The sequence below is a fragment of the Rudanella paleaurantiibacter genome (genome assembly GCF_009184635.1).
GTDB classification, from domain to species: domain Bacteria; phylum Bacteroidota; class Bacteroidia; order Cytophagales; family Spirosomataceae; genus Rudanella; species Rudanella paleaurantiibacter.
This window is the reverse complement of the sequence record NZ_WELI01000003.1, coordinates 170,333-191,870: the sequence shown is the minus strand read 5'-3', so window position 1 is coordinate 191,870 and position 21,538 is coordinate 170,333. Positions and strand designations below refer to the sequence as shown.

At 53.4% G+C, this 21,538-nt stretch carries 24 protein-coding genes and 1 tRNA gene; 6 read left to right on the top strand and 19 right to left on the bottom strand.

Going from position 1 to position 21,538, the window contains the following annotated elements; all coding sequences use genetic code 11:
- Window positions 1–82 precede the first annotated feature (82 nt).
- Window positions 83–973, bottom strand: coding sequence for a diacylglycerol/lipid kinase family protein (locus tag F5984_RS09515; protein WP_152124032.1), 891 nt, complete (start codon window positions 971–973; stop codon window positions 83–85).
- 15 nt (window positions 974–988) lie between these two features.
- On the opposite strand from F5984_RS09515, the gene F5984_RS09510 reads away from it, so the two are divergent.
- Entirely contained in the window at window positions 989–2,053 is a 1,065-nt protein-coding gene (locus tag F5984_RS09510) for an App1 family protein (RefSeq protein ID WP_246168891.1), read from the top strand.
- A gap of 41 nt (window positions 2,054–2,094) precedes the next feature.
- Here the strand turns inward: F5984_RS09510 and F5984_RS09505 are convergent, their stop codons facing one another.
- Together F5984_RS09505 and F5984_RS09500 are read right to left on the bottom strand one after the other, a co-directional pair.
- On the bottom strand, window positions 2,095–3,798 hold the full coding sequence (locus F5984_RS09505) for a helix-hairpin-helix domain-containing protein (protein ID WP_152124031.1): 1,704 nt from the start codon (window positions 3,796–3,798) through the stop codon (window positions 2,095–2,097).
- A gap of 63 nt (window positions 3,799–3,861) precedes the next feature.
- A complete protein-coding gene (locus F5984_RS09500) occupies window positions 3,862–4,098 on the bottom strand; it encodes a DUF2905 domain-containing protein (protein ID WP_152124030.1) in 237 nt (78 codons plus the stop codon).
- Between the two features lie 163 nt (window positions 4,099–4,261).
- On the opposite strand from F5984_RS09500, the gene F5984_RS09495 reads away from it, so the two are divergent.
- Window positions 4,262–4,561: a 2TM domain-containing protein gene (locus F5984_RS09495; protein ID WP_152124029.1), complete on the top strand. Its 300-nt coding sequence runs from the start codon at window positions 4,262–4,264 to the stop codon at window positions 4,559–4,561.
- Window positions 4,562–4,718: 157 nt separating this feature from the next.
- Here F5984_RS09495 and F5984_RS09490 read toward each other — a convergent pair whose 3' ends face one another.
- The 4 genes from F5984_RS09490 to F5984_RS09480 form a co-directional block, all read right to left on the bottom strand.
- Entirely contained in the window at window positions 4,719–5,507 is a 789-nt protein-coding gene (locus F5984_RS09490) for a class I SAM-dependent methyltransferase (protein ID WP_152124028.1), read from the bottom strand.
- A 128-nt stretch (window positions 5,508–5,635) separates the two neighbouring features.
- A complete protein-coding gene (locus F5984_RS09485; protein ID WP_152124027.1) occupies window positions 5,636–6,430 on the bottom strand; it encodes a thymidylate synthase in 795 nt (264 codons plus the stop codon).
- A 121-nt stretch (window positions 6,431–6,551) separates the two neighbouring features.
- Window positions 6,552–6,722 (bottom strand): hypothetical protein, encoded by a 171-nt coding sequence (locus tag F5984_RS26525; RefSeq protein ID WP_185155469.1) that lies wholly within the window; start codon window positions 6,720–6,722, stop codon window positions 6,552–6,554.
- A gap of 87 nt (window positions 6,723–6,809) precedes the next feature.
- A complete protein-coding gene (locus tag F5984_RS09480; RefSeq protein ID WP_185155468.1) occupies window positions 6,810–7,268 on the bottom strand; it encodes an OsmC family protein in 459 nt (152 codons plus the stop codon).
- A 56-nt stretch (window positions 7,269–7,324) separates the two neighbouring features.
- On the opposite strand from F5984_RS09480, the gene F5984_RS09475 reads away from it, so the two are divergent.
- A complete protein-coding gene (locus F5984_RS09475; RefSeq protein ID WP_152124026.1) occupies window positions 7,325–7,669 on the top strand; it encodes a hypothetical protein in 345 nt (114 codons plus the stop codon).
- A 2-nt stretch (window positions 7,670–7,671) separates the two neighbouring features.
- Here the strand turns inward: F5984_RS09475 and F5984_RS09470 are convergent, their stop codons facing one another.
- From F5984_RS09470 to F5984_RS09430, 9 genes are all read right to left on the bottom strand, one after another.
- Window positions 7,672–8,268, bottom strand: a complete 597-nt coding sequence (locus F5984_RS09470; protein WP_152124025.1) for a precorrin-2 dehydrogenase/sirohydrochlorin ferrochelatase family protein — start codon at window positions 8,266–8,268, stop codon at window positions 7,672–7,674.
- Between the two features lie 175 nt (window positions 8,269–8,443).
- Window positions 8,444–9,373: a porin family protein gene (locus F5984_RS09465; RefSeq protein WP_152124024.1), complete on the bottom strand. Its 930-nt coding sequence runs from the start codon at window positions 9,371–9,373 to the stop codon at window positions 8,444–8,446.
- Between the two features lie 145 nt (window positions 9,374–9,518).
- Window positions 9,519–10,418, bottom strand: coding sequence for a PorT family protein (locus F5984_RS09460; RefSeq protein WP_246168890.1), 900 nt, complete (start codon window positions 10,416–10,418; stop codon window positions 9,519–9,521).
- 88 nt (window positions 10,419–10,506) lie between these two features.
- Window positions 10,507–12,162, bottom strand: coding sequence for a glucose-6-phosphate isomerase (pgi, locus tag F5984_RS09455; protein ID WP_152124023.1), 1,656 nt, complete (start codon window positions 12,160–12,162; stop codon window positions 10,507–10,509).
- Between the two features lie 101 nt (window positions 12,163–12,263).
- The gene (locus tag F5984_RS09450) at window positions 12,264–13,040 is read right to left on the bottom strand and encodes a glycoside hydrolase family 25 protein (protein WP_185155467.1); all 777 of its coding nucleotides are present in this window, start codon (window positions 13,038–13,040) and stop codon (window positions 12,264–12,266) included.
- Between the two features lie 112 nt (window positions 13,041–13,152).
- Window positions 13,153–13,392, bottom strand: a complete 240-nt coding sequence (locus F5984_RS09445) for a hypothetical protein (RefSeq protein WP_019990552.1) — start codon at window positions 13,390–13,392, stop codon at window positions 13,153–13,155.
- A gap of 193 nt (window positions 13,393–13,585) precedes the next feature.
- The gene (locus F5984_RS09440; protein WP_152124022.1) at window positions 13,586–14,221 is read right to left on the bottom strand and encodes a peroxiredoxin; all 636 of its coding nucleotides are present in this window, start codon (window positions 14,219–14,221) and stop codon (window positions 13,586–13,588) included.
- A gap of 174 nt (window positions 14,222–14,395) precedes the next feature.
- The gene (locus F5984_RS09435) at window positions 14,396–15,052 is read right to left on the bottom strand and encodes a response regulator transcription factor (protein ID WP_152124463.1); all 657 of its coding nucleotides are present in this window, start codon (window positions 15,050–15,052) and stop codon (window positions 14,396–14,398) included.
- Window positions 15,042–16,484, bottom strand: a complete 1,443-nt coding sequence (locus F5984_RS09430; protein WP_152124021.1) for an ATP-binding protein — start codon at window positions 16,482–16,484, stop codon at window positions 15,042–15,044. Before F5984_RS09430 ends, F5984_RS09435 begins: the two co-directional genes overlap by 11 nt.
- Before the next feature lie 180 nt (window positions 16,485–16,664).
- Here F5984_RS09430 and F5984_RS09425 point away from each other — a divergent pair, with 180 nt between their 5' ends.
- The 3 genes from F5984_RS09425 (at window position 16,665) to F5984_RS09415 (ending at window position 17,611) form a co-directional block, all read left to right on the top strand.
- Window positions 16,665–17,114, top strand: a complete 450-nt coding sequence (locus F5984_RS09425; RefSeq protein WP_019990557.1) for a hypothetical protein — start codon at window positions 16,665–16,667, stop codon at window positions 17,112–17,114.
- Between the two features lie 89 nt (window positions 17,115–17,203).
- Window positions 17,204–17,280 (top strand) — tRNA-Ala (locus F5984_RS09420).
- Between the two features lie 76 nt (window positions 17,281–17,356).
- Complete coding sequence (locus tag F5984_RS09415) at window positions 17,357–17,611, top strand: GIY-YIG nuclease family protein (protein WP_152124020.1); 255 nt, start codon at window positions 17,357–17,359, stop codon at window positions 17,609–17,611.
- Window positions 17,612–17,741: 130 nt separating this feature from the next.
- Here the strand turns inward: F5984_RS09415 and F5984_RS09410 are convergent, their stop codons facing one another.
- From F5984_RS09410 to F5984_RS09400, 3 genes are all read right to left on the bottom strand, one after another.
- A complete protein-coding gene (locus F5984_RS09410) occupies window positions 17,742–18,371 on the bottom strand; it encodes a hypothetical protein (RefSeq protein ID WP_185155466.1) in 630 nt (209 codons plus the stop codon).
- Window positions 18,372–18,588: 217 nt separating this feature from the next.
- Complete coding sequence (locus F5984_RS09405; RefSeq protein ID WP_246168889.1) at window positions 18,589–19,170, bottom strand: C40 family peptidase; 582 nt, start codon at window positions 19,168–19,170, stop codon at window positions 18,589–18,591.
- Window positions 19,171–19,253: 83 nt separating this feature from the next.
- Window positions 19,254–21,380 carry a Tex family protein gene (locus F5984_RS09400; protein ID WP_152124019.1) on the bottom strand — a complete coding sequence of 709 codons (2,127 nt, stop codon included), beginning with the start codon at window positions 21,378–21,380 and terminating at the stop codon, window positions 19,254–19,256.
- Window positions 21,381–21,538: the final 158 nt, after the last annotated feature.

The following is a 21,538-nucleotide window of genomic DNA, read 5'->3' as shown; positions in this document are numbered from 1 at the left end:
AAACATAAACAAATCCCGGTGGTGCACCACCGGGATTTGTTCAAAGAAATACAAAAGCCGTATTTGTTTACTCATTTGGCACTCAGGAGCCTGACTCACCCAGGGGGTGGGCGAGCAGAACCCGCAACGCCCCCGGCCTGATTCGGGCGTCGACCTGCGTGATGCGGCCCCGGTATTCGCCGTCGACCTGAAAATAGGCTTTCCGGCGGGTGCTGATCTGTACGGATTGAGCTTCGATAATTTCGGTTTTCTGGGGGTCGAACGGCCGGAATCGCCAGAACATTTTCATGAACTCGATCCACGAAAACTGCCGCAACAAAACCACCTCAAACTGTCCGTCGGCCATGTCGCCATCGGGATTGAGCACGGCACCGGTGCCGTACATACGTGCGTTAGCCAGCGCAATCATCTCGGCCGAACGGCTTATTTCTTTCTCAGGGGTGCAGATAGTGACGTGCAGTACCCGCTTGCGCAGCAGCACCCGAACCACGCCCCGGGCGTAGCCGAGCATACCGCGCCAGTTGTTTTGCTGGTAGTATTTGATGAGCTGAGCGTTGAGGCCAATGTCGCTCAGGTGCAGGCATAATTCGCCGTTTACCTCAATAACATCAATGGGCTGTTCGAGGCTACCCGTGGCCACTGCGAGGGCTTCGGTTAAGTCGGTAGGGAGGCCCAGTTCACGGGCGAGCCCATTGGCCGAGCCGGTGGGTAAGATTCCAAGCGGGAGGTTGTGCCGGAGGGCTACTTCGGCCACGAGTTTAATGGTACCGTCGCCCCCCATAGCTACCAACCGGTCAGGTTTGGTTTGGGCAACCCGTTCCTCTATGTGTTTGCCATCGGCCGTGCCGGTGAGCATCAGAATAGTAAGCTCGGTTTCGTGCGCCTGGCAAAAAGCCCGAATTTGTTCAATAGACTCGGTTTTGTCGGTTCCTCCCGACGCAGGATTAACGGCAACTAACAGTTTGAGGGGCATGGTGGTTGAGCAAGTATGGAACAGACAGCAAAACAAAACTCAACGGATAAACCCAAACGAGCCCAATCTGGCCATTGGAAAGATACTTTTTTATCGTGGATGCGGCTCACGCAGGGCCCCATTGTGCGGGTGTACCGGGGCTTTGGTAGCCAAACGCACCAGGTAGTGCAGGGTCATGTGTTTGCCAGAGGGCCCATGCCGCGCCGTTCGTACAGCCCCAATGTCTGGACCAATACGCTCGCACTGCTCCGGCTGTTTATGGTAAAACCCATGCCCGGCGTGACGGTTCGGCTGGCGGGTACCGATCAGGTCACGACAACCGACGCGGATGGCTTTTTCCGGTTCGATTACCCGGTTGAGCGAGCACCCGAATATGGCTGGAACCCGGTTGCCGTTGAATTGGTCGCCGACCAGACACCCCACGCGGCCGTTTTGGCTACCGGACGCGGCCGGGTGCTTATTCCGCACCCAACCCAGTATGGCTTTATTTCGGACATCGACGACACGTTTCTGATTTCACATTCGGCCACGATCTGGAAACGGCTGCAGGTTTTACTGACCGAAAACGCCCAAAGTCGCGACCCGTTTGAGGGGGTGGTCAATCACTATCAGTTTCTGGCTAACGTTTGTTCGGGCGAGGAGCGCCCCAATCCGTTCTTTTACGTATCGAGCAGCGAGTGGAATCTGTATGATTATATTCTGACATTTTCGGAAGAGCACCAACTACCTGAGGGGGTGTATCTGCTGGGCCAGCTAAAGCAGCTATCGCAGCTCTGGAAAACTGGTCAGGGCAAACATTTTACCAAGCTCGACCGGATAGCCCGGATTCTGACGGCGTTCCCCGACCAGCAGTTTGTGTTGCTCGGCGATGATACCCAGGCCGACCCAACTATTTACCGCGATGTGGTGAAGCACTACCCCGGCCAGATCCGGGCGGTTTATCTGCGGCAGGTGCATACCCCGCACCACGGCCGCACGCAGGCCATTGTCGACGAAATTCAGGCGGCTGGTGTGCCGTGTTGTTACTTCAAACACAGTTCCGACGCCCTCAGCCACTCGAAAGACGAACTGACGAAGTAAGTGGCCGGAAACGATACCCGACCACCTGCTTCGCAAACAGACTAAAATCCTTTTGCCTGCCGACGTTTGGCGAGGTAGTCGACTATTTCGTCGAGCGTCAGGGCGTTGAACGTCATGGTTTTCAGCAGTCCGCCTTTGCGCCCAACGGCCACGCCATAGTGCATGTCGAGGAGGCCCGCCGTGCTGTGGGCGTCGGGGTTGATACTGAGCATCACACCTTGTTGCTGCGCGTAGTCGATCCAGCGCCAGTCGATGTCGAGCCGGTAAGGGCTGGCGTTGATCTCAATCACCACCTGATGCTCGGCACAGGCGTCGATAATGGCCTTGTGATCAATCGGGTACCCTTCGCGGGCCAGCAGTAGCCGGCCGGTGGGGTGCCCCAGAATCGTTGTGTACGGGTTTTCGATAGCTTTGAGCAAACGTGCCGTGGCCTTCTCTTTGGTCATGGTAAGCGTTTGGTGCACCGATGCCACCACGTAATCGAACGAGGCCAGTACCTCGGGCGTATAATCGAGCGAACCGTCGCCCAGAATATCCGACTCAATGCCTTTCAGAATCCGAAACCCGGTCCCGAAACCCGCGTTGAGTGCTTCAATCTCACGGTGCTGTTCGGCCACCCGTTCGGGCCGCAGCCCCTGCGCGTACGAGGCCGTTTGCGAGTGGTCGGCAATGCCAAAGTAGCTCAGCCCCAATGATTGGGCATAGCCTGCCATCTCGGCCAGCGTGTGTTTTCCGTCCGACCAGGTACTGTGGTTGTGCAGCGTGCCGCGCAGATCGTCCCAGGTGACCAGTTCGTCGGGGTGGTGCCGCGAGGCCCATTGGTAGGCAAATTGGTCTTCGCGCATTTCGGGTACTACATACGGCAGACCGGCGCGTTCGTAGATGGCTTCGTCGGTAGGCGAGGGGGCCGTGAGGGCGGCCTGTAGGAGGGTCATACCAGTGGGCCCTATTTGCTCTAAATGAGCCTCGGCGGCTGTTTCGATAAAGAGCCGACGGGGTAACTGCCCTTCGGGTACGAGTTTGATTTCGATACCTACGTCGGTTCCGCTCAGTTGGCCCCGCCACACAAACGGCGACGATTGGCTATCGTTGCGGGTGAGCATCGGCAACTGATCAATCTGATTCATGGCCCCGATCACGTCGGCGGTTTCGATCAAAAGCTGAACGGTGTCTACTTCCTGTGCCTGCCGCCGTACCTGCCCGCTTATCTCGACCGACGGAAATACCGGCTTAAGTTCATCGTGCAACACCTGCGCGAACATCCGGGCCTTGTCCATTCGGACCTTGCCGGCCTGACTCTGCAAAAACTCCAGCGAGGCCAGGATTTTCTCCTGTGTAGCCGCCCCGAAGCCTTTTATTTTGGCAACTTGCCCGTTTTCGGCGGCCATTTGCAGGTCGCGGATGTTATCGATACCCAGTTCGGTCCAGAGAACCCGGATCTTTTTGGCCCCCAGCCCTTTGATCCGAAACATGGCCAGAACGCCCTCCGGCGTGCGGGCCAGCAGTTCGTTGAGGTCGGTGAGCTGCCCCGTATCAACAATCTCGCGAATACGCGAGGCAATCGATTTGCCAATACCCTGAATCTGGGTCAGCTCGGCAATGGGCAATTGGGTAATGTCGTCTTGGAGTTTGTCGATGTTAAAAGCCGCCGACGAGAACGTCCGAATCCGAAACGGGTCTTCGTTGTGGAGTTCCATCAGGCGGGCGGTCTGTTCAAACAGATCGACTATATCGGCATTTGTCATGGGAAAGCGTAAGAAATATCGTATTGCAAGTTAGGCAGTTCGGGGGGAATGAGAGTCCGGTTGTCAGAACAATCGACGGATGAGCGAAATAAGCAGGTTGAGCAAAATACTGGCCACAATGCAGGTGACAACCGGAAAGTAAAATCCCCCGCCGTTTTTGCCTTCGATCCGAATGTCGCCCGGCAACCGGCCGGGAATTAACCACGTAGGCCACCGGTCGCCTACAAAGTAGACCACCGCACCCACAACCAGGAGTGCGGCCCCGATGATAATAAGGTATTTACCAAGCCAGGTGTTCATGGGAGGTTCGTTGTGTTTCGAGCGTATGGGTTTGGATGCGGGAGTCTACTCCAGAAAAAAGGGGGTTTATCCCGCACAGGGGGGAGTTTGTCGGAAAGTAAAAGGCCCCGGCTGAGAGGTACTTTACCTTTGACTCATCAACCAACGCACTGCTAATCTCGTCATGCAACCGACTCCTAACACACCTGCCAACCGTAACCCGTACTTGTGGGAACAAGCAAAAAAACGAGTTGAGTTCAAACAACACCTCCGTACCTACGTATTGATCAATGCTGCTGTTTGGACTATTTATCTGGCCCTGACATTTTTTGTCGACCGCCGGATTGGCCGCTTTCCATGGCCGGTGTTTATGACATTTGGGTGGGGGATTGGTCTTGTGTCTCATTACCTGTCTGTATACTGGCAGGGCAACGGCTCAGACCCCATTGAGCGCGAGTACCAACGGCTTCAGCAGAGCCAATAGATCTCGGACCACCCCCCGGCCCCCTCCTGAGTTCAGGAGGGGGAGGTGTAACAGTCATGCTACGTCTCATTTCAATCCCATTAGTTAGTCAAGATTGACGTTTTCATCACCCCCTCCTGAGTTCAGGAGGGGGCCGGGGGGTGGTCCGGTAGTTACCTCACACCCTAGGTGTAATCAAGTAGTACACGCAGGTCGTGACAAAATCGCGCAGATACGGGATTTTGCTGATGATTGGGTACTGCTCGCGGGGCTTCAGCTTGAACTTGAACTCGTAAATCGGATTGATGAGGTAGTGCTTTTTGTTCGTAATCCGGTAGCCGGTCCGGCGGGTAATCCGCTCGAAACGCTCAATCGAAATGCCCGTTTCCTTGATTTCGATTAGCCCTTTTGGGCGTTCGCCAAAGGCCTTCAGAATGCCCACGTACAGGGGCATGGGTAACAGGTGAAAGTAGGGTAACTTCGACAGGAACTTGCTGTGCAGAATCTGCTGATGCCCGCCAAACGGCATTTGCCAGGGTGGAAACCCGAAATAAATGGAGCCGCCCGGTTTCAGAAACGTCTTGAGCAACGCCAGGCATTTCTCCTGATCGTAAATGTGCTCGATCACGTCTTTCAGCACAATGAGGTCGAAGGGGCCACCCAGTTCGCTCAGTACGTCGGTATCGTAAATATTCTTGACAAAGAACTGCGCCCGCCCGGCGGCAATATCGTCGGCCATCATGGCGCGGGCCACGTTTACCTTCGGTTCTTCCAGTTCGACACCCACACCGTAGCACCCCCGGTCGACAAATGCCTTGAGGACACCGCCTTCGCCTGAGCCCACTTCGAGCACCCGACAGCCGGGCTTGAGCGGGGTAGCGGCTTCGATAAACGGAATCACGTACCGGGTGGTGTTCAGGGTCTGATGCTGGAAATAAAGCGCCCGGTCTTTATGAAATTCAAACATGAGAAGTAGGGTGTAGTGGCAGTAGGTAGTGGCAGTCGGCACTGGAAGTAGCTTATGTGCTTTTTGGGCCTTCGTGTGTAAGTGACTGCCCACTGCCTACTGCCACTGCCCACTGCCCACTGCTTGTTTTAAATAGCTACCGGTGCTTTAATGGCGGGATGAGGGTTGTAGTTTTCGAGAGTGAAATCGGCGTACGTAAAATCAAAAATCGACGTTACGGCCGGGTTCAGGCGCATGGTAGGCAACGGCCGGAACTCGCGGGCAAGTTGGGTTTCTACCTGTTCTAGGTGGTTGAGGTACAGGTGGGTATCGCCCCCGGTCCAGATAAACTCATGAGCTTCGTAACCGCATTCCTGCGCTACCATCATGGTGAGTAGGGCGTATGAGGCAATGTTGAACGGCACACCCAGAAACACGTCGGCACTGCGCTGATACAACTGGCACGAGAGCTTACCATCGGCTACATAGAACTGAAACAGGGCATGACAGGGGGGGAGGGCCATGTTAGGCACATCGGCCGGATTCCAGGCCGAGACCATCATCCGGCGCGAATCGGGAGAACGTTTGAGTTGATTCAGCACGTCCTGTAACTGATCAATCACCCGCCCGTCGGTAGCGGCCCAGCTTCGCCACTGTTTGCCGTAAACGGGGCCAAGGTCGCCGTTTTCGTCGGCCCATTCATCCCAGATACTAACGCCATTATCTTTCAGGTACTTAATATTCGTCTCGCCCTTAATGAACCACAGCAATTCGTGAATAATCGACTTGGTATGCACTTTTTTGGTGGTCAGCAGGGGGAAACCCTCCCGTAGATCGAACCGCATCTGATACCCAAAAACGCTGATAGTACCGGTGCCCGTCCGGTCGGTTTTGCGGGTTCCGTTGGCCAGAATGTGCCGCAGTAAATCGTGATATTGTTGCATGAGGTAGAGCCGAGAAGCAAACGAATCGCCAAAATTCGCACGAATCTACCACAAAAAAAACCTGGCGCGCCAGGCAGAGATAACTCTACCCGGCGCGCCAGATTCATTCAAGACAGTGACATTAAACCTGTGCTTTTTTCTTCATGCAGCAGCTCGACGAGCCCATCTTTTCGCAGTGTTCGCTTTTCGCTTTGGCTCTTGCCTTCGCTTTTTTGCCTTTGAAGGCCGGTCCGGCCATCGCTACGGTCGATAGGGTAGTGAGCAGGGCGAGGCCCATCCATACTTTTTTCATGGCAGTTGTGTTTACTTTGTTTCTTAGCAATAACCTATTTTTTCGGAAATTATTGCAAACACAATGCCAACGGCGTATCCATGCGGCTTAAGCCAGTTCAATGGCGTATGTAATCTCGGCTGTGGGCCGCAGTTGGGCCGTAGCCGAGCAATATTTATCCATCGACAGGTCAACGGCGCGCTTCACACGGTCGGGGTCGAGGTTGCCTTTGAGCTTGTACGTAATATGAATTTTCTGGAACGGCGCGGGTGTGGCTCCTTTTTCGCGCAACCCCTCAACCGAAAGCCGGAAATCGTCGATTACCTGCCGCTGCTTGTTCAGAATCATAATCACATCAATGGCGCTACATGATGCCAGCCCCATCAGCAACATCTCCATAGGGCGGGCGCCAAGGTTGTGTCCACCAATGTCGGTGGCTCCGTCGATATGCAGGGCTACGCCCGACGTGCCGGTGGCTTCGAAATGGAATGCATCGTCGACGCGCACTAACTCAACCGTCATGGCGTTGTAAGCAGGTGTTGTCTCAACGGGTTGGGAATCAACCATAGTGCTAAATTGGTTTTGTGGGTATACGTGATTAACTTCACTTAAAATTAGCCGCCATGTCCGAGAAATTTTCAGAAGACCTCTTTGACATCAAAAACGACCGCCGACTGAGCGTGTACCTGTATCGTGCCGGGTTTGGTTGTTGGCTGCTGTATATTGTATCCGGGGCTCGGTTTCTGCACGAGCTGACCATGTACCGAACAGATTTCGGGATCTTCTCGTTCTTTCTGATGGTCATGGGCCTCTCGACCTCAATGGTGTACGATTACCACCATAACCCCACCGAGTTTGATACCAAAAAGAAGTGGCTCATTATCAGCTATATGGTTTTGGCCGGGCTGGTGTACATCTTCATCGTGCGCAATCAGCCTATCGATCTGCTGCGTACGTTTCACTTCTGAGCCTACTCTGGCGGATTGGTGTCGCTCTTGCTGCTCCGCATCACGCTTGTAATCTCGTTTAGCTTCTCCATTTTCTGCACAAAATCGCCCTTGAGCCGATTGCGTATAGCCGTCAGGTTATCGAGGGTTTCCTGCAAACTGTCGGGCAGAATATCTTCCAGTACCTCGCGGAATCGCTTGGCAAACGTAGGGGACTTTCCGTTGGTCGAAATGGCAATTTTCAAGTCGCCTTTGCGCACGACCGAACTGAGGTAAAAATCGCACAAGTCGGGTGTATCGGCCACGTTGACCAGAATTTTCCGGGCCTTGCAGTCTTGTTGTACCTGCCGGTTTACCCCTTTGTCGTTGGTGCCAACAATGACCAGATCTCGGCCGCCCAGGTGTTCTGGCTTGTACGCTTCCGCAATCAGGGTGATGTTCGGGTGCTGCCCGGCCAATGTCCGAATCTCGTCCCGAATTTCGGGGGCGACGAGCGTAATGGGCGCATCGGCATCGGCGTTGAGTAGAGCAGTGAGTTTTTCGAGCCCTACGTAACCCCCGCCCACAACGAGCGTTTGCAACTGGCTAATTTTGATAAAAACAGGGAAGAGGGTATTCATGACGCAAAGGTCGACAGTTTGCGACCAATGGCAAAGGGTGAATTAGGGTGAGTCGGCCTCCAAGAGTTCTTAATCAAGTGAAGATGAAATGTATAATGTACAATGAGTAATGATTTAATACGCTGATTGTCAGGGGTTGATTATTCATTCTGCACTGTACACTATACATTTTAACTTAAAACTTAAGCCCAACATTGAGTCCCACAATTCGGCGTTTGGTGTTGCTGACTTCTTTTAGCACATCCTCAAAACCGTGCTGATACACCAGATCCAGAAATAGTGGCCCTGCATCGAAGCCCAGATTGGCCAGCCCCATGATGGTGGATCGGCGGAAATCGCCCCGTTCAAAGTTGAAATCATTGTTGCGAACACCCGTTGGCGCGGCATACTGAGCCCCTACCTGAAGCCGCACGGCCGACACTCCGCGGGGCGATTGCGCCAGTTTGATCCCAACGTAAACGGGCACGTGGATGTACCGCTGATCAATATTGCCCGTAATATCTTCCAGATTCGCGCCGTCGCCTTTTTGGTAAAAATCATTGCTCGACGTCAGGTATTCAAAGCCGATCTGCCCAAACACACGGCCCCCGCCCCGAATAAAACCGCCAAGTTGCCAGCCGAGTCGGCCGGTCAGCGCATCGCCGTTCACATCTTCGCCCTCAAAGCGGGTGGAATTGCCTCCCGCGTACACGCCAAACGTAAAGTTCTTGTAGTTCAGTCGATCATTACGGTGCTCGTCGCGCTCGTTTTCATCGCGCTCATCACCGTTTCTACGCAACAGCCGCTCCGTATCCCGTTGCCCGTCACGGTATCCCTCGCGGTACGCGTCGAGCATCTCGCGCCCAGTACCCGATGGGCGCATTTCCCGTTCATCGCGCATTGGCCCCAAACGCTCGTTGCGATACGAACGGTCGTCCCAGTTTGGCCGGTCGTCGCGAAAATCACGCCCGTACGCCCGATCATCGCGTTCGAGTCGACGCTCGGGCCGGCCGTTACGATCGTCGGACCGAAACCGGTCGTAGTCGTTTGTGTTTCGTTGGGCGTATGCCAAACTGCTCCCCAGCACACCCAGTGTGCAGAGAGCTACCTGTACTGTATGGTTCATCACGTTGAGTTGTGGGTAATAATTGTTACCCTATTGGATAACAGGGTATATAAGGCTATGTTCGGAAATACTGCCTGAATCGAGATAATAAGGCATAAAAAAACCACCCCGTTGGGGGTGGTCAGATACTATTGTTTTGTTGAGCTTAGAAACGGAAGCCTACATTAAAGGCCCACATCCGGCGTTTGGTATCCGCGTCGTCGAATACGTTTTGCAGGCCGTGGTTGTACACCGCATCAAGGGTTACAGGCCCGAGGTTGATACCAGCACCCAACAGACCGTTCAGAATGGTACGGTTCAGGTCGGCCCGGTCGAGGTTGAAAGCGTTGTTACCAATAGATACCAGTGACGACAGTTCAAGACCGGCCTGCAAGCGCAGACCTGCCAGAGCACCAATACGGGCACCTACGTAAGCCGGAATGGCCAGGAAGTGCTGATCAATCTTGCCACGGGTTTCAGCACCGGATGCGGCCGTACCTGACGTTGGGTTACCAATGGCCGAACCGCTCCGAACCAGGTTTGAGGTCGAGTTCCGATACTCCAGACCAATCTGACCGAAGATCGTACCACCCGACCGGCCGTAAATACCGGCCTGCCAGCCTGTGCGGTAAGCATCGTCGGGGATAGGCTCATTCACAAACCGCGAGAAGTTCAAACCCGCGTATACCCCAAACTTGCCATCTTTACCCCAGGCCCGGTTGCCGTTGGCATCCCGAGTCCGTGTAGGCGTAGTGCCGTAGTCGGAAGTTGTAGTGGTTGTAGTGGTAGTAGCGTTGTACGTAGGAGCGCTGTTCATCGCACCTGTTCCGGTCGTGTTGCCGGTGCTGCCTGAGCTGTAGGTGCCATTGCTGGTGGTGCCGGTTCCCATCGACTCAGTACCGCTCATGGTGCCGGTCGTGTTGGCATTGTTCGTTGGCGACGACATGTTTGTATTGGTGGTTGTCGTCGTTGATGACATCGAGCCCGAAGTAGTCGACTCGGAGTTTGTTTGTGCGTAGACTGCACCCGTAGCCAGCAGGCAAAGTGCGAAAACTGATTTTTTCATGACTTTCATAACGTTTAGTGAATTGTACTAAAAAGGGGTGTGATCAAGCTGACCACACCCCCTTAACAGACGAGAGAAAAGCAATGTTTTAGTTTTTTCTCATGTGCTTGTAAAAATTAATTAAACCGTTGGTTGAATTATCGTGTGACCCAACCGGTTCGTCGTCGGCCAATTCGGGTACAATACGGTTGGCCAGCTGCTTGCCCAACTCTACCCCCCACTGGTCAAAACTAAAGATATTCCAGATCACGCCCTGCACAAAGATTTTGTGTTCGTACATCGCAATCAGGCTGCCGAGTGCACGGGGCGTAACTTGTTTAACCATAATCGAATTGGTGGGCCGGTTCCCCGAAAACACCTTAAATGGCGTCAGAAAAGCCACCTCTTCGTCGCTTTTTCCGGCCTTACGCAGCTCTTCGGCCGCTTCTTCGGCCGATTTGCCATTCATTAGGGCTTCGGTTTGGGCGAAGAAATTGGACAAAAGCAATTGATGGTGATTTCCGATGGGCCGTTGGCTGATGGCCGGTGCAATAAAATCGCACGGAATCAGTTTGGTACCCTGGTGAATGAGTTGGTAAAAAGCGTGCTGACCATTGGTGCCAGGCTCGCCCCAGATAATCGGCCCGGTTTGGTAGTCGGTGGGGTTACCGTTACGGTCGGTCGATTTGCCGTTGCTCTCCATATCGCCCTGCTGGAAGTAGGCGGCAAACCGGTGTAAATATTGATCGTACGGCAGGATGGCCTGCGTCTGCGCACCAAAGAAATTATTGTACCAAATCCCCAGCAAGGCCAGGGTTACGGGAATGTTTTCGGCGAAAGGGGTATCGCGGAAATGGTTGTCCATTTCGTGCGCACCGGCCAGTAGCTCTTCAAAATTATCGAACCCAATGTACAGGGCAATCGACAACCCAATGGCCGACCACAGCGAGTACCGGCCACCGACCCAGTCCCAGAAACCAAACATATTTTCGGGGTCGATGCCAAACGCTTCGACTGCCTTCCGGTTGGTTGAAAGGGCGGCAAAATGCCGGGCAATGTCGGTTTCTGTACCCCCATGTTGCAGGAACCAGTCGCGGGCAGTGCCGGCATTGGTCATGGTTTCCTGGGTGGTGAACGTCTTGGAGGCAATCAGAAACAGGGTTGTTTCGGGGTTTACCTGCTGAAGGGTCTCGTAGATATGCACCCCGTCGACGTTCGATACGAAATGTACCCGCAGGCTGTCCGACGCGTACGGCTTGAGGGCTTCGGTAACCATCACCGGGCCCAGGTCAGAGCCGCCGATACCAATGTTTACGACATCGGTAATGGCTTTGCCCGTGTAGCCTTTCCACTCTCCCGACCGAATCCGCTCGGTGAACCCTTTCATACGAGTCAGTACCTCGTTTACCTCGGGCATTACATCCTGCCCATCCACCAGAATCGGCGTGTTTGAGCGGTTCCGCAGGGCAATGTGTAGTACGGCCCGGTCTTCGGTCGCGTTGATCCGGTCGCCCGAAAAGAGTTTGTCAATCGCGTCTTTCAGGTCGGCTTGCTCAGCCAGTTGAACGAGCAGCGCGTGGGTTTCTTTGGTGATTCGGTTTTTCGAGAAGTCGACCAGCATATCGGCAAACCGGAGCGAGAACGTATCGAAGCGGGCCGGGTCGGCGGCAAACAGATCGCGCAGATGCAGGTGTTCAACCGTTTCAAAATGGGTTTGGAGTTGGGCGTACGCGGGCAGCGCCTTAAAAGAGTGAGCTTTCAGCATCGGATTGTCTCAGGTTGTTTTGCAAGGGCAAAGGTAAAAGAGAGTTTCAATGTTTTCGATGAAGTGGATAACCCCTTACGCGGTCGGCACCCGGCTCTAACTCACAGCCGGAGCTCGGCCAGCCGGATGGAGTCCACCACAAACGTATTGATGTCGACAGGCCCCCGGATTCCCTTCACCCAGCCGCTTTGGCTATGCTGCCAGATGTAGAGTTTGTCGGGGTTGTAATCGTTGAGGTGCGTGTTGGAGTAATCGGCAATCCAGAGCGGATACTTGTCGAAATTACCCTTGATGTAGCGTTTGTAGAGGCTCCCGTTCGTGTAAATAACGGGGCGGATGCCGTAATGCTCCTCGATTTCGTCGAGCCAGATTTGCATATCGGCAATGAGTTTCTGTTCGCCCACCCCGTTGACCACTTCAAAATCGAGAGCGGGGGCAAGGTCGCCGGGTTTCAGCGTGACCTGTTTGATGAAGTTCTGCACCTGCTTGTGCGGGTCGCGGGTGGGGTGGTAAAAATGGTAGGCGCCCCGTGGCAGACCTACCTTGCCAGCCCCTTTCCAGTTTTGGGCAAACTGTTTGTCGGCGAGGGTGGCCCCTTCGGTGGCTTTGATGTACACAAATCGCATCCGAACGCCTTCTGACTCCATGCGGGCGGCTCGTTTCCAGTCGATTCGGCCATTGTGCTTCGATACGTCGAAACCGTGCATGGTATAGTGCATGGGCAGCCGAATGCCGTACCCTTTCACAAAACGCCAATCCTTATCAGTTTCTGTTTTGCGGCACGACCGGATGAGGATAACGCCCAGTACCAGCGCCAGCACCGCTCCCCAAAACTCATACCGCTTGACCAGAAACCGAAGTAAAACCCCTAAAGACATGCACAAAAATAGAGTTTACAGTTTACGGTTTGCAGTTTTCAGTAGCCTGACGGGTTAAAAACCACTTGGCGCACCTGTAAACCCTAAACCGTAAACTGTAAACCGGTAATGGCTATTCCGACCCTTCGAGCTTCACGAGCTTATTGTAAAGGCCCAGAATCAGGAAGGGGGCGGCCCATTGACCTACAAAAAGTGCTTTATGATTTTCGCCCTGAAGTTTGAGCGCGAGCGATACGCCCATGGAGCCTAAAGCGGCCCACAAAAACAAGTCGGAGGGTAACTTGGCGGTTTGTTCCTCAATGGTTTTGGCCACTGGGCCTTCGTCGTGCTGCGGATTCAAGTTCTTTGACATAACGTTGTGTTGTTTGATTAACAGAAACCTAACCCGGTGTTTGCAAGCTTTGTTTGGAAGTACCGTTGCCACAGCCGGGCAATGGCCGCTGTTTACACCGGCCGCCCGTCAGAAACGCCAAAAGCGTGTGGCCAACAGACGGTATGTTACCGTTCCGTCAGCAACACGCTTTCAGATTGAAAACGAAGGCCGATTATTTGTTCGGCTGTGGTGTTTTGCGCAGATAAGGCTTCACAAACGTCACGCCTTTCGGGAATTTCTCCTCCAGCTGATCGTTCGGTACGGCGGGCGTTACAATCACGTCCTCGCCATCCTGCCAGTCGGCAGGGGTAGCCACTTGGTAATCAGCGGTCAGTTGCAGCGAGTCAATCACGCGGAGCAACTCGTTGAAGTTACGACCCGTCGAAGCGGGGTACGTCAGCGTGAGCTTGATTTTTTTATCGGGGCCAATCACAAACACCGACCGTACGGTCGCTTTCTCGCTTGCGTTGGGGTGAATCATATCGTAAAGCTCGGCCACCTTGCGGTCGGGGTCGGCAATGATCGGGAAATTCACTTCCGTACCCGTTACGTCTTTAATATCGGGAGTCCAGCGGTTGTGCGAATCCAGATCGTCGACACTCACGGCAATAACTTTAACGTTACGCTTGGCAAAGTCGTCTTTGAGGAGAGCCGTTTTGCCCAGTTCGGTGGTACAAACTGGTGTGAAATCGGCAGGGTGCGAAAACAGCATGCCCCACGAGCTGCCCAGCCACTCATGAAAACGAATAGGGCCCTGGGTGGTGTCGGCTTCAAAGTCCGGCGCAATGTCTCCTAAGCGAAGTGACATAACATATCAGGTTTAAAAGGTTGTGTACTCTATCAACTTTATGTACTACTATAAACGTACAAAACCGGCTTTTTCGGCCGGTTTTGCAAAGTTAACGCAAGTAAATCCATTCAAGTTTCAGCGAGAGGTCTATTGTCGGCCGATGTAGCTCAATTCATCGGCGACAGGCACCTGTCAGATCAGTTTTTCTTCCACAGCTGTTTTCACCAGCTCGGCCGCGTTGCGTACCTGCAATCGGCGCATCATGTTGGCGCGGTGATTGTCGACCGTCCGAACGCTCAGTTGGAGCTTCTCGGCGATCTCGCGGCTGCTCATCCCTTCAACCAGGAATTGCAGGATTTCCTTTTCCTTTTTGGAAAGTTTTGACCGGCGGGTTTTCAGGGCAGTCTTGTCGCTTTTCTTCAACTGCTGCATGTACCCGTTCAGGATGATGGTGGCTACGGGTGAGCTGTAATACTTCTCACCGGAGGCCACCGTCCGGATGGCTTTCACCATTTCGTCCGACGAGGTGTCTTTCAGAATGTACCCAGCGGCCCCGGCTTCAACCGACCGAAGAATGTAGTCTTCGTTGTTGTGCATCGAGAGCATGAGTACCCGAACCTGCTTGTGCTGCCGGGCAATGGACTGCGCCGTTTGAATCCCCGACATGCCGGGCAACGAAATGTCCATCAGGACCACATCAGGCCGGTTTTCGTCCGACGAATGGCCGGTTTTCAGTTTTTCCAGAGCTTCTTCACCATCAGTGGCTTCATCGATGATCTGAAAGTCGTCGACCTGTTCGAGCAACAGGCGGATGCCGTCCCGCACGATGGCGTGGTCATCAACGAGCATTAGTCGTATCTTGTTCATACGCTGAGAAATGTACTTGATAAGGGATGCTGACAAATAATTTGGTGCCTTTACCGGGGGTTGATCGAATGACGAACCTACCGTTTAGTAGTTTTGTTCGTTCCTGCATGTTGTGAATGCCCTGCGAGGGGCCGTGTGGTTCCTGTAAGCGTTGAACATAAAAGCCGCTGCCGTTGTCGGCAACAACCAAATGTAAGTAGTTTTCTCGTTCGATAAGCTCAATTGTGATTTGCGTTGGTTTTCCGTGACGGATTGCGTTGGTCACGGCCTCCTGCGTAATGCGGTACAGCGAAATCTCAACGTGCCGGTCGAGCCGCCCCGAGGGCAGGTTCGTCTCAAACCGAATGTCGGGTGCGGGGTTGTTGGTTTTTGCCTGATTGTCGAGAGCGGTTTCGGCCAGCATCTTCAGGGCTGGAATAATCCCAAAGTCACTCAGTACGCTGGGCATCAGATCGTTAGAGATGGATCGGGTTTCGCTGATCGTCTGCGCAATGAGGTCTTTTAAGGCTCTGATTCGCTTCGTGGCCACAGGGTCGTCGGCCGAGGTGACCCGGTTCAGGTGGGTTTCGAGCCCTTCTACCTGTAGCTTGATGGCGGTCATCATCTGCCCCAGGCCGTCGTGCAGTTCCCGCGACAGGCGTTTCCGTTCTTCTTCCTGACCGGCAATTAGAAGTGACGACCGTAACTTTTGGTCATTAATTTCTTGCTGATGTTGTTGTTTGGTCGCCTGAAACAAACGCTGTCGGGCTTCGTGCAGCGACCGGTTGAGCCGCACCAGTTTACGGTTCGTTTCGGCGGTGGTGTTTTCGGCCGCAATGAGCTGATCGATGGTTTGATTCAACTGCCGGATAGCGGGCCTGAATAGCTTGAGCCCGATGTACAGCACAACCGCCAGGGTCAGGATGTAAAAGGCAAACTCAATCCATTCCTGAAAGACTATCTTCTCCCGAATTTCGGCGTTGTATTGTCGCACAATCGCATCTACCTGACCCAGAAAAGGGTTTTGGTTCTGAAGGAGTTGCTGCATGGCCAGATCCGCAATGGGCGACTGCACCGCTTCCGGGGTCTGAAACGACAGAATCGTACGGGTTGAGCGGGCCAGTTGGGTATATATTGGCCTTAGACCGTCGAACATAGCCCGCACTTTGGGGCTGTTCTCAATCGTAATATCCCATTCATTGATCCGGCCCGAGCTACTTTGCGAATAACTGGACTCGAGTCCGTCAAAAATTTGTTTGAGTTCGCGGTGGTGCGTCCGAAAATCGTTCAGTTGGCTGGCGTCGCGGAGCTGAAGTGCCTTACTGATAAGCTGTTGGCTTTGGTGCCGTTGCAGCGACGCATATCGAATAAATTGAATGTTTTTTTGCAGGTTGTTCAGCCGATATTGCGTCAGGATCTGTCCGGCAGTGAGCAAAATCGTAAGAGCTACGAGTGCAGTCGTATAAAGACTGTGCAATCGGAACGGAGAAGCGTACGTTTTATGTTTAACTTCGTGTGGTTCTTCCAAGTTACAACTATTGAGCCTGCAAAAAAGTACCCTAAAAGTACAGAATTTGTAATTTTACAACATACTTCAAACCGATAATATTAGCTAATGAAGCGGCTATTGCTTTTTCCGGCCTTTCTGAGTTTGTTCTTACTGGCATTTACGTCAGCGGTGGAGCCCGTCAAACTGACGTGGGAGGCCCTGCGCGACGTCACGTTCAAGAAAAAGTGGTACGCCGAGGAGTCTGTGTACATGCTTTATCCGACCTTTGGTCCGAGCGTACAAAAGTTAAACGGTAAACCTGTCGAGCTGACGGGCTATGTATTACCGGTCGATCTGGAGTCGAATCTGTACGTACTTTCGGCGTTTCCGTATAGTGCCTGCTTTTTCTGCGGAGGGGCCGGCCCGGAGTCGGTGGTATCGCTGAAATTTAAGAAAGCTGGCCGTAAGTTTAAGACCGACGAGCGCCGTACGTTCCGTGGAACGCTCAAACTGAACGCCGACAATATCTACGAGTTGAATTACATACTCGCTGATGCTGAGATGGTTGACCAATAGGTCAAAAAAAACTAAGCAAAGCTCTTGACAAGCGACCGGTTTTTGTGCAGTTTTGCACCCGTTACGGCGAACAAAAAGCCGGTTGCTCTGGGGGATTAGCTCAGTTGGCTAGAGCGCTACAATGGCATTGTAGAGGCCATCGGTTCGAATCCGATATTCTCCACCATACAATAGAAAGCTACCATTGGTAGCTTTTTTTGTTGCTATTTATTCCATAGATTTGAATAGCATCTGAGAAAATTATGCATACCGTTTATATCATTTACAGCCCTTCTACCGAGCAGTACTACATTGGTCAGACTAAGGATCTGCGGATTACGCTCTGGCAACATAATGCAAAAGCGATTCCCGCAACGGCCGAAGGCAAGCCCTGGGAGGTGAAGTACCAACGATCGTTTGATACCCGTAAGGAATCGTCGTCGCTGGAAATGAAGCTAAAGTATAGGACACCCGAACAATGGGCTGAGTTTTTCTCTCCCGAAGTTGTCGAGAAATAAAGAGCAAGGCCGCCCCTCGGGGTGGCCTTTTTAGTGTTTTCGAAACCCAGCAAGTGGGGTTTATCCCCCTGGCAGTGGTTGAGCGGATTTTAGAGTGGGTTTACCCGTTTATCAGGCTGGGAGCAATGCCTCAATTATGGCAAACTGATGAGCGCTCGTTACTACTGGTAGGATACTCAGAAGCCGTTTCCATATCTGTGTGAAAAGCAATGAAAGACTGCTTACCACCAAACCAGTCTAGGATATACTGACGCCGTAGCAAAGTAGGTTTTTCAGAAAGAATACTCCCATAAGAGGAATAGGGATACGTTCGGAAATCGGCAGTGAACTGATGCTTGCCCGGATTGGCATGCACGTAATAGATCAATTGGGAGAGGTATCTATCTTCATCGACCAGTTCCCGATGAAATGGTTTTTCAAAAAGGCTACCTGTGCGATTGGTCAATTTGTTAAACCGTTGGCAATAGCTGTTGAAACAGTGCCCAAGCAGCGTCGATGCGTCGCTTACCTTCGACCAGCCTCGCTCTTTTTTCCATCGGTTTAAGTCCAACTCGCTTTCTTCTTTCACCCGGATCACCAGATGGAAATGGTTATTAAGTAGGCAATAGGCATACGTGTCGATGCCCGGCTCTGTGTAATAAGCGAATTGCTCCAGAAATAACTGATAGTGATGCGGCTCTGAAAATAAAGTTGTCCCGTTTATGCCCCGATTGTAAATATGGTAGGTGCAACCCGGTTCAAGCGGTAGTAGCTGTTGCATCGGCTCGGTAATACGTTATGTTCAGCGCCAAATATAAGTAAACAGATAGTAGACTAAACTGCCCGCGCCGATTTTAGAAGTATTCTGCCAACCCTGCCAGTGGGGTTTATCCCTCTGGCAGTGGTTGAGCGCTTCTATTATAAGGTCATCTTAAATTCGCTTGAGACCTCTACGCCGGTTCTGATTAGGGGGTGAACCCCACTGGCTGAGTAGCGAATCAGAACGGGCGCAAGGCTTTTACGAACCGCCCTTTGAAGTATGATGAGTACAGATTGTCTTCGCGAACACCCCGCGACGATGAAGCATGAATAAACCGAATGTCGGTTTCGTAGTTGCGAACCTCAGTTACAATAGCCGCATGCGACACATACCCGGCTTTACCCTGATCGGGTACGAAAAAGAGCAGGTCGCCCGGCCGAATGGCGTTAACATCGACCTCGTAACCCACTTCCGACTGTTGCCACGAGATACGCGGCATTCGGAGGCCTACCTCCTGAAAAACATTGTAAATCAGCCCTGAACAGTCAATGCCCGACATCGTGTTGCCGCCCAGCCGGTACGGTACACCCGTGTACTTGCGCGCCACCCGCACCACCGTGGGCACGTAGGTGCGCTGGTAGGTTTTGGTATCGACAACTTTACCGGTCGGGGCGGCTGGTTTGCGGTTTGCGGTAGTTGGCCGTGAGGTAGGGGCGGGGCCCGACGACGGACCGAACAAACTACATGACGACAGGCTAAGTAACAAGGTAAGGCCAGTGAGGCCCGACGGGACAAGGGCCCGGATGGTGGTTGGCAGCATACGGGATACGAATAGTCAGTGGCACTGAACCGGACAAAGCCGAAAAGGGATGTGACTTCGTCCGGTTCAATGCTTCAAAAGAATCAAAATTTCATGGTCAACGCAATACGTTTGCGGGCTAAATCCACTTCTGTAACGCGGACTTTTACTTTCTGGTACACTTTTACCACCTCGCGCGGATCTTTTACGAACTGATTGGAGAGTTGCGAGATATGCACGAGGCCGTCCTGCTTCACCCCAATATCGACAAAGGCCCCGAACGCGGTCACGTTGGTTACCACACCGTCGAGGACCATGCCCTCGTGCAGATCCTCCATCGTTTTGATGCGCTCATCGAAACTGAACACCGACAATTGTTCGCGGGGGTCGCGGCCGGGTTTGTCGAGCTCGGCCACAATATCGCGCAGGGTAGGTAAGCCGGTGGTCGGAGTTACGTACCGTTCGGGCCGAATCTGCTTACGGAGTTCGGGTTTACGGATCAGGTCGGCAACGGTGGTGTTGAGGTCGGCGGCCATACGCTCCACAACGCCATAGCTTTCAGGATGAACAGCGCTGTTGTCGAGCGGGTGTTTGCCGCCCTCGATGCGTAAAAAGCCTGCGCATTGCTCGTAGGCTTTGGGCCCCAGCCGGGGTACTTTTTTCAGTTGATCGCGGCTTTTGAACGGACCATTCTGCGCCCGAAACTGCACGATATTCTGCGCCAGCTGCGGCCCCAGCCCCGACACGTACCGGAGCAAATGCGCACTCGCTGTATTGAGCGACACGCCCACGGAGTTTACGCAGCTCATGACCACATCGTCGAGGCTATTTTTAAGGGCCGACTGATCAACGTCGTGCTGGTATTGGCCCACCCCAATCGATTTTGGGTCGATTTTAACCAGTTCGGCCAGTGGGTCCATCAACCGGCGACCAATGCTGACGGCCCCGCGTACGGTCACATCCTTATCGGGAAACTCTTCGCGGGCTACGTCCGAAGCCGAATACACCGATGCGCCCTGTTCGCTCACCACAAAAATGGCGATGCTCGCATCGAGGCCGAGGCCCCGGATAAACGCTTCGGTTTCGCGGCCGCCGGTGCCATTACCAATCGCGACCGCTTCGATTTGATGCTGTTTGACCAGACGCCGGACCGTTTCGGTGGCCTGTTGCTTCTGATTGTCAGACAGAAACAGGTGGAGTAATGTATCGGCCATGAGGTTGCCCTGCGCATCGATCACTACGGTTTTGCAACCGGTTCGGTAGCCGGGGTCAATGGCCAGTACGCGTTTTTGGCCCAGCGGAGGGCTCAGGAGCAGTTGCCGGAGGTTATCAGCGAAAATCTTGATAGCCTCGCCGTCGGCTTTCTCCTTCGACTTGTTCCCAAATTCGGTTTCAATAGAGGGTTTGATCAGGCGTTTGTAGCTGTCGCGGATTGCTGTGGCTACCTGATCTTTGCTGGCTGGAAGCCCCCTCAGAAATTGCCGTTCGAGCCGTTCGATAGCGGCCTCTTCATCGGGGCTGATGCTGACACTCAGAAACCCTTCGGCTTCGCCCCGGCGGATGGCCAGCAACCGGTGCGAAGGTACCCGGCGCAGGGGCTCGGCAAAGTCGTAGTAGTCTTTGTATTTGACGCCTTCGACTTCTTTGTTCTTTTTGACCACCGACCGTACAATGGCTTCGCGCTCAAATAGGTTACGAACGCGTTGGCGGGCGTCGGCATCTTCGTTGATGCGTTCGGCGATAATGTCGCGGGCTCCCTGTAGGGCGTCGGCAATGGTCGGCACCTGATCGGTCAGGAATCGGCCGGCGGCCCGCTCGGGGTTAGCTTCGGTTTGGGCAAAAATGACGTTGGCCAGCGGTTCGAGGCCCCGCTCGATGGCGATGGTTGCGCGGGTTTTACGTTTCTGCTTGTAGGGTAGATACAAATCTTCCAACTCCGTCATGGAGTCGGCGGCTTCTATTTTTTTCTGGAGTTCGGGGGTAAGTTTCCCCTGTTCGTTGATGGATTTAAGAATGGCTTCCCGACGTTTGTCGAGTTCCTGCAAACGTCCGTAGGTGTCGCGGATGGCCGTGATCTGTACTTCATCCAGACCGTTGGTGGCTTCTTTCCGGTAACGGGCAATAAACGGCACGGTGGCTCCGCCGTCGAGGAGTTCAATCGTATTGGCAACCTGCCGGGTGTTCAGGTTCAGTAGGCCGGCAATGCGCCCTTCGTAATTTGTTGGGGTCATGCCGCAAAAATAGTCAGAAAGGGGCTTTGGTATATGCGGGTAGCGTCATTGAGGAGGATAGTCCGTTGCCGTTGATTTATTCAATAATAGCTATATGGCTGACGCACGGCCCTTCGACAGGCTCAGGGTGACCTCGACCTTGAATCAGAATGGCAGAG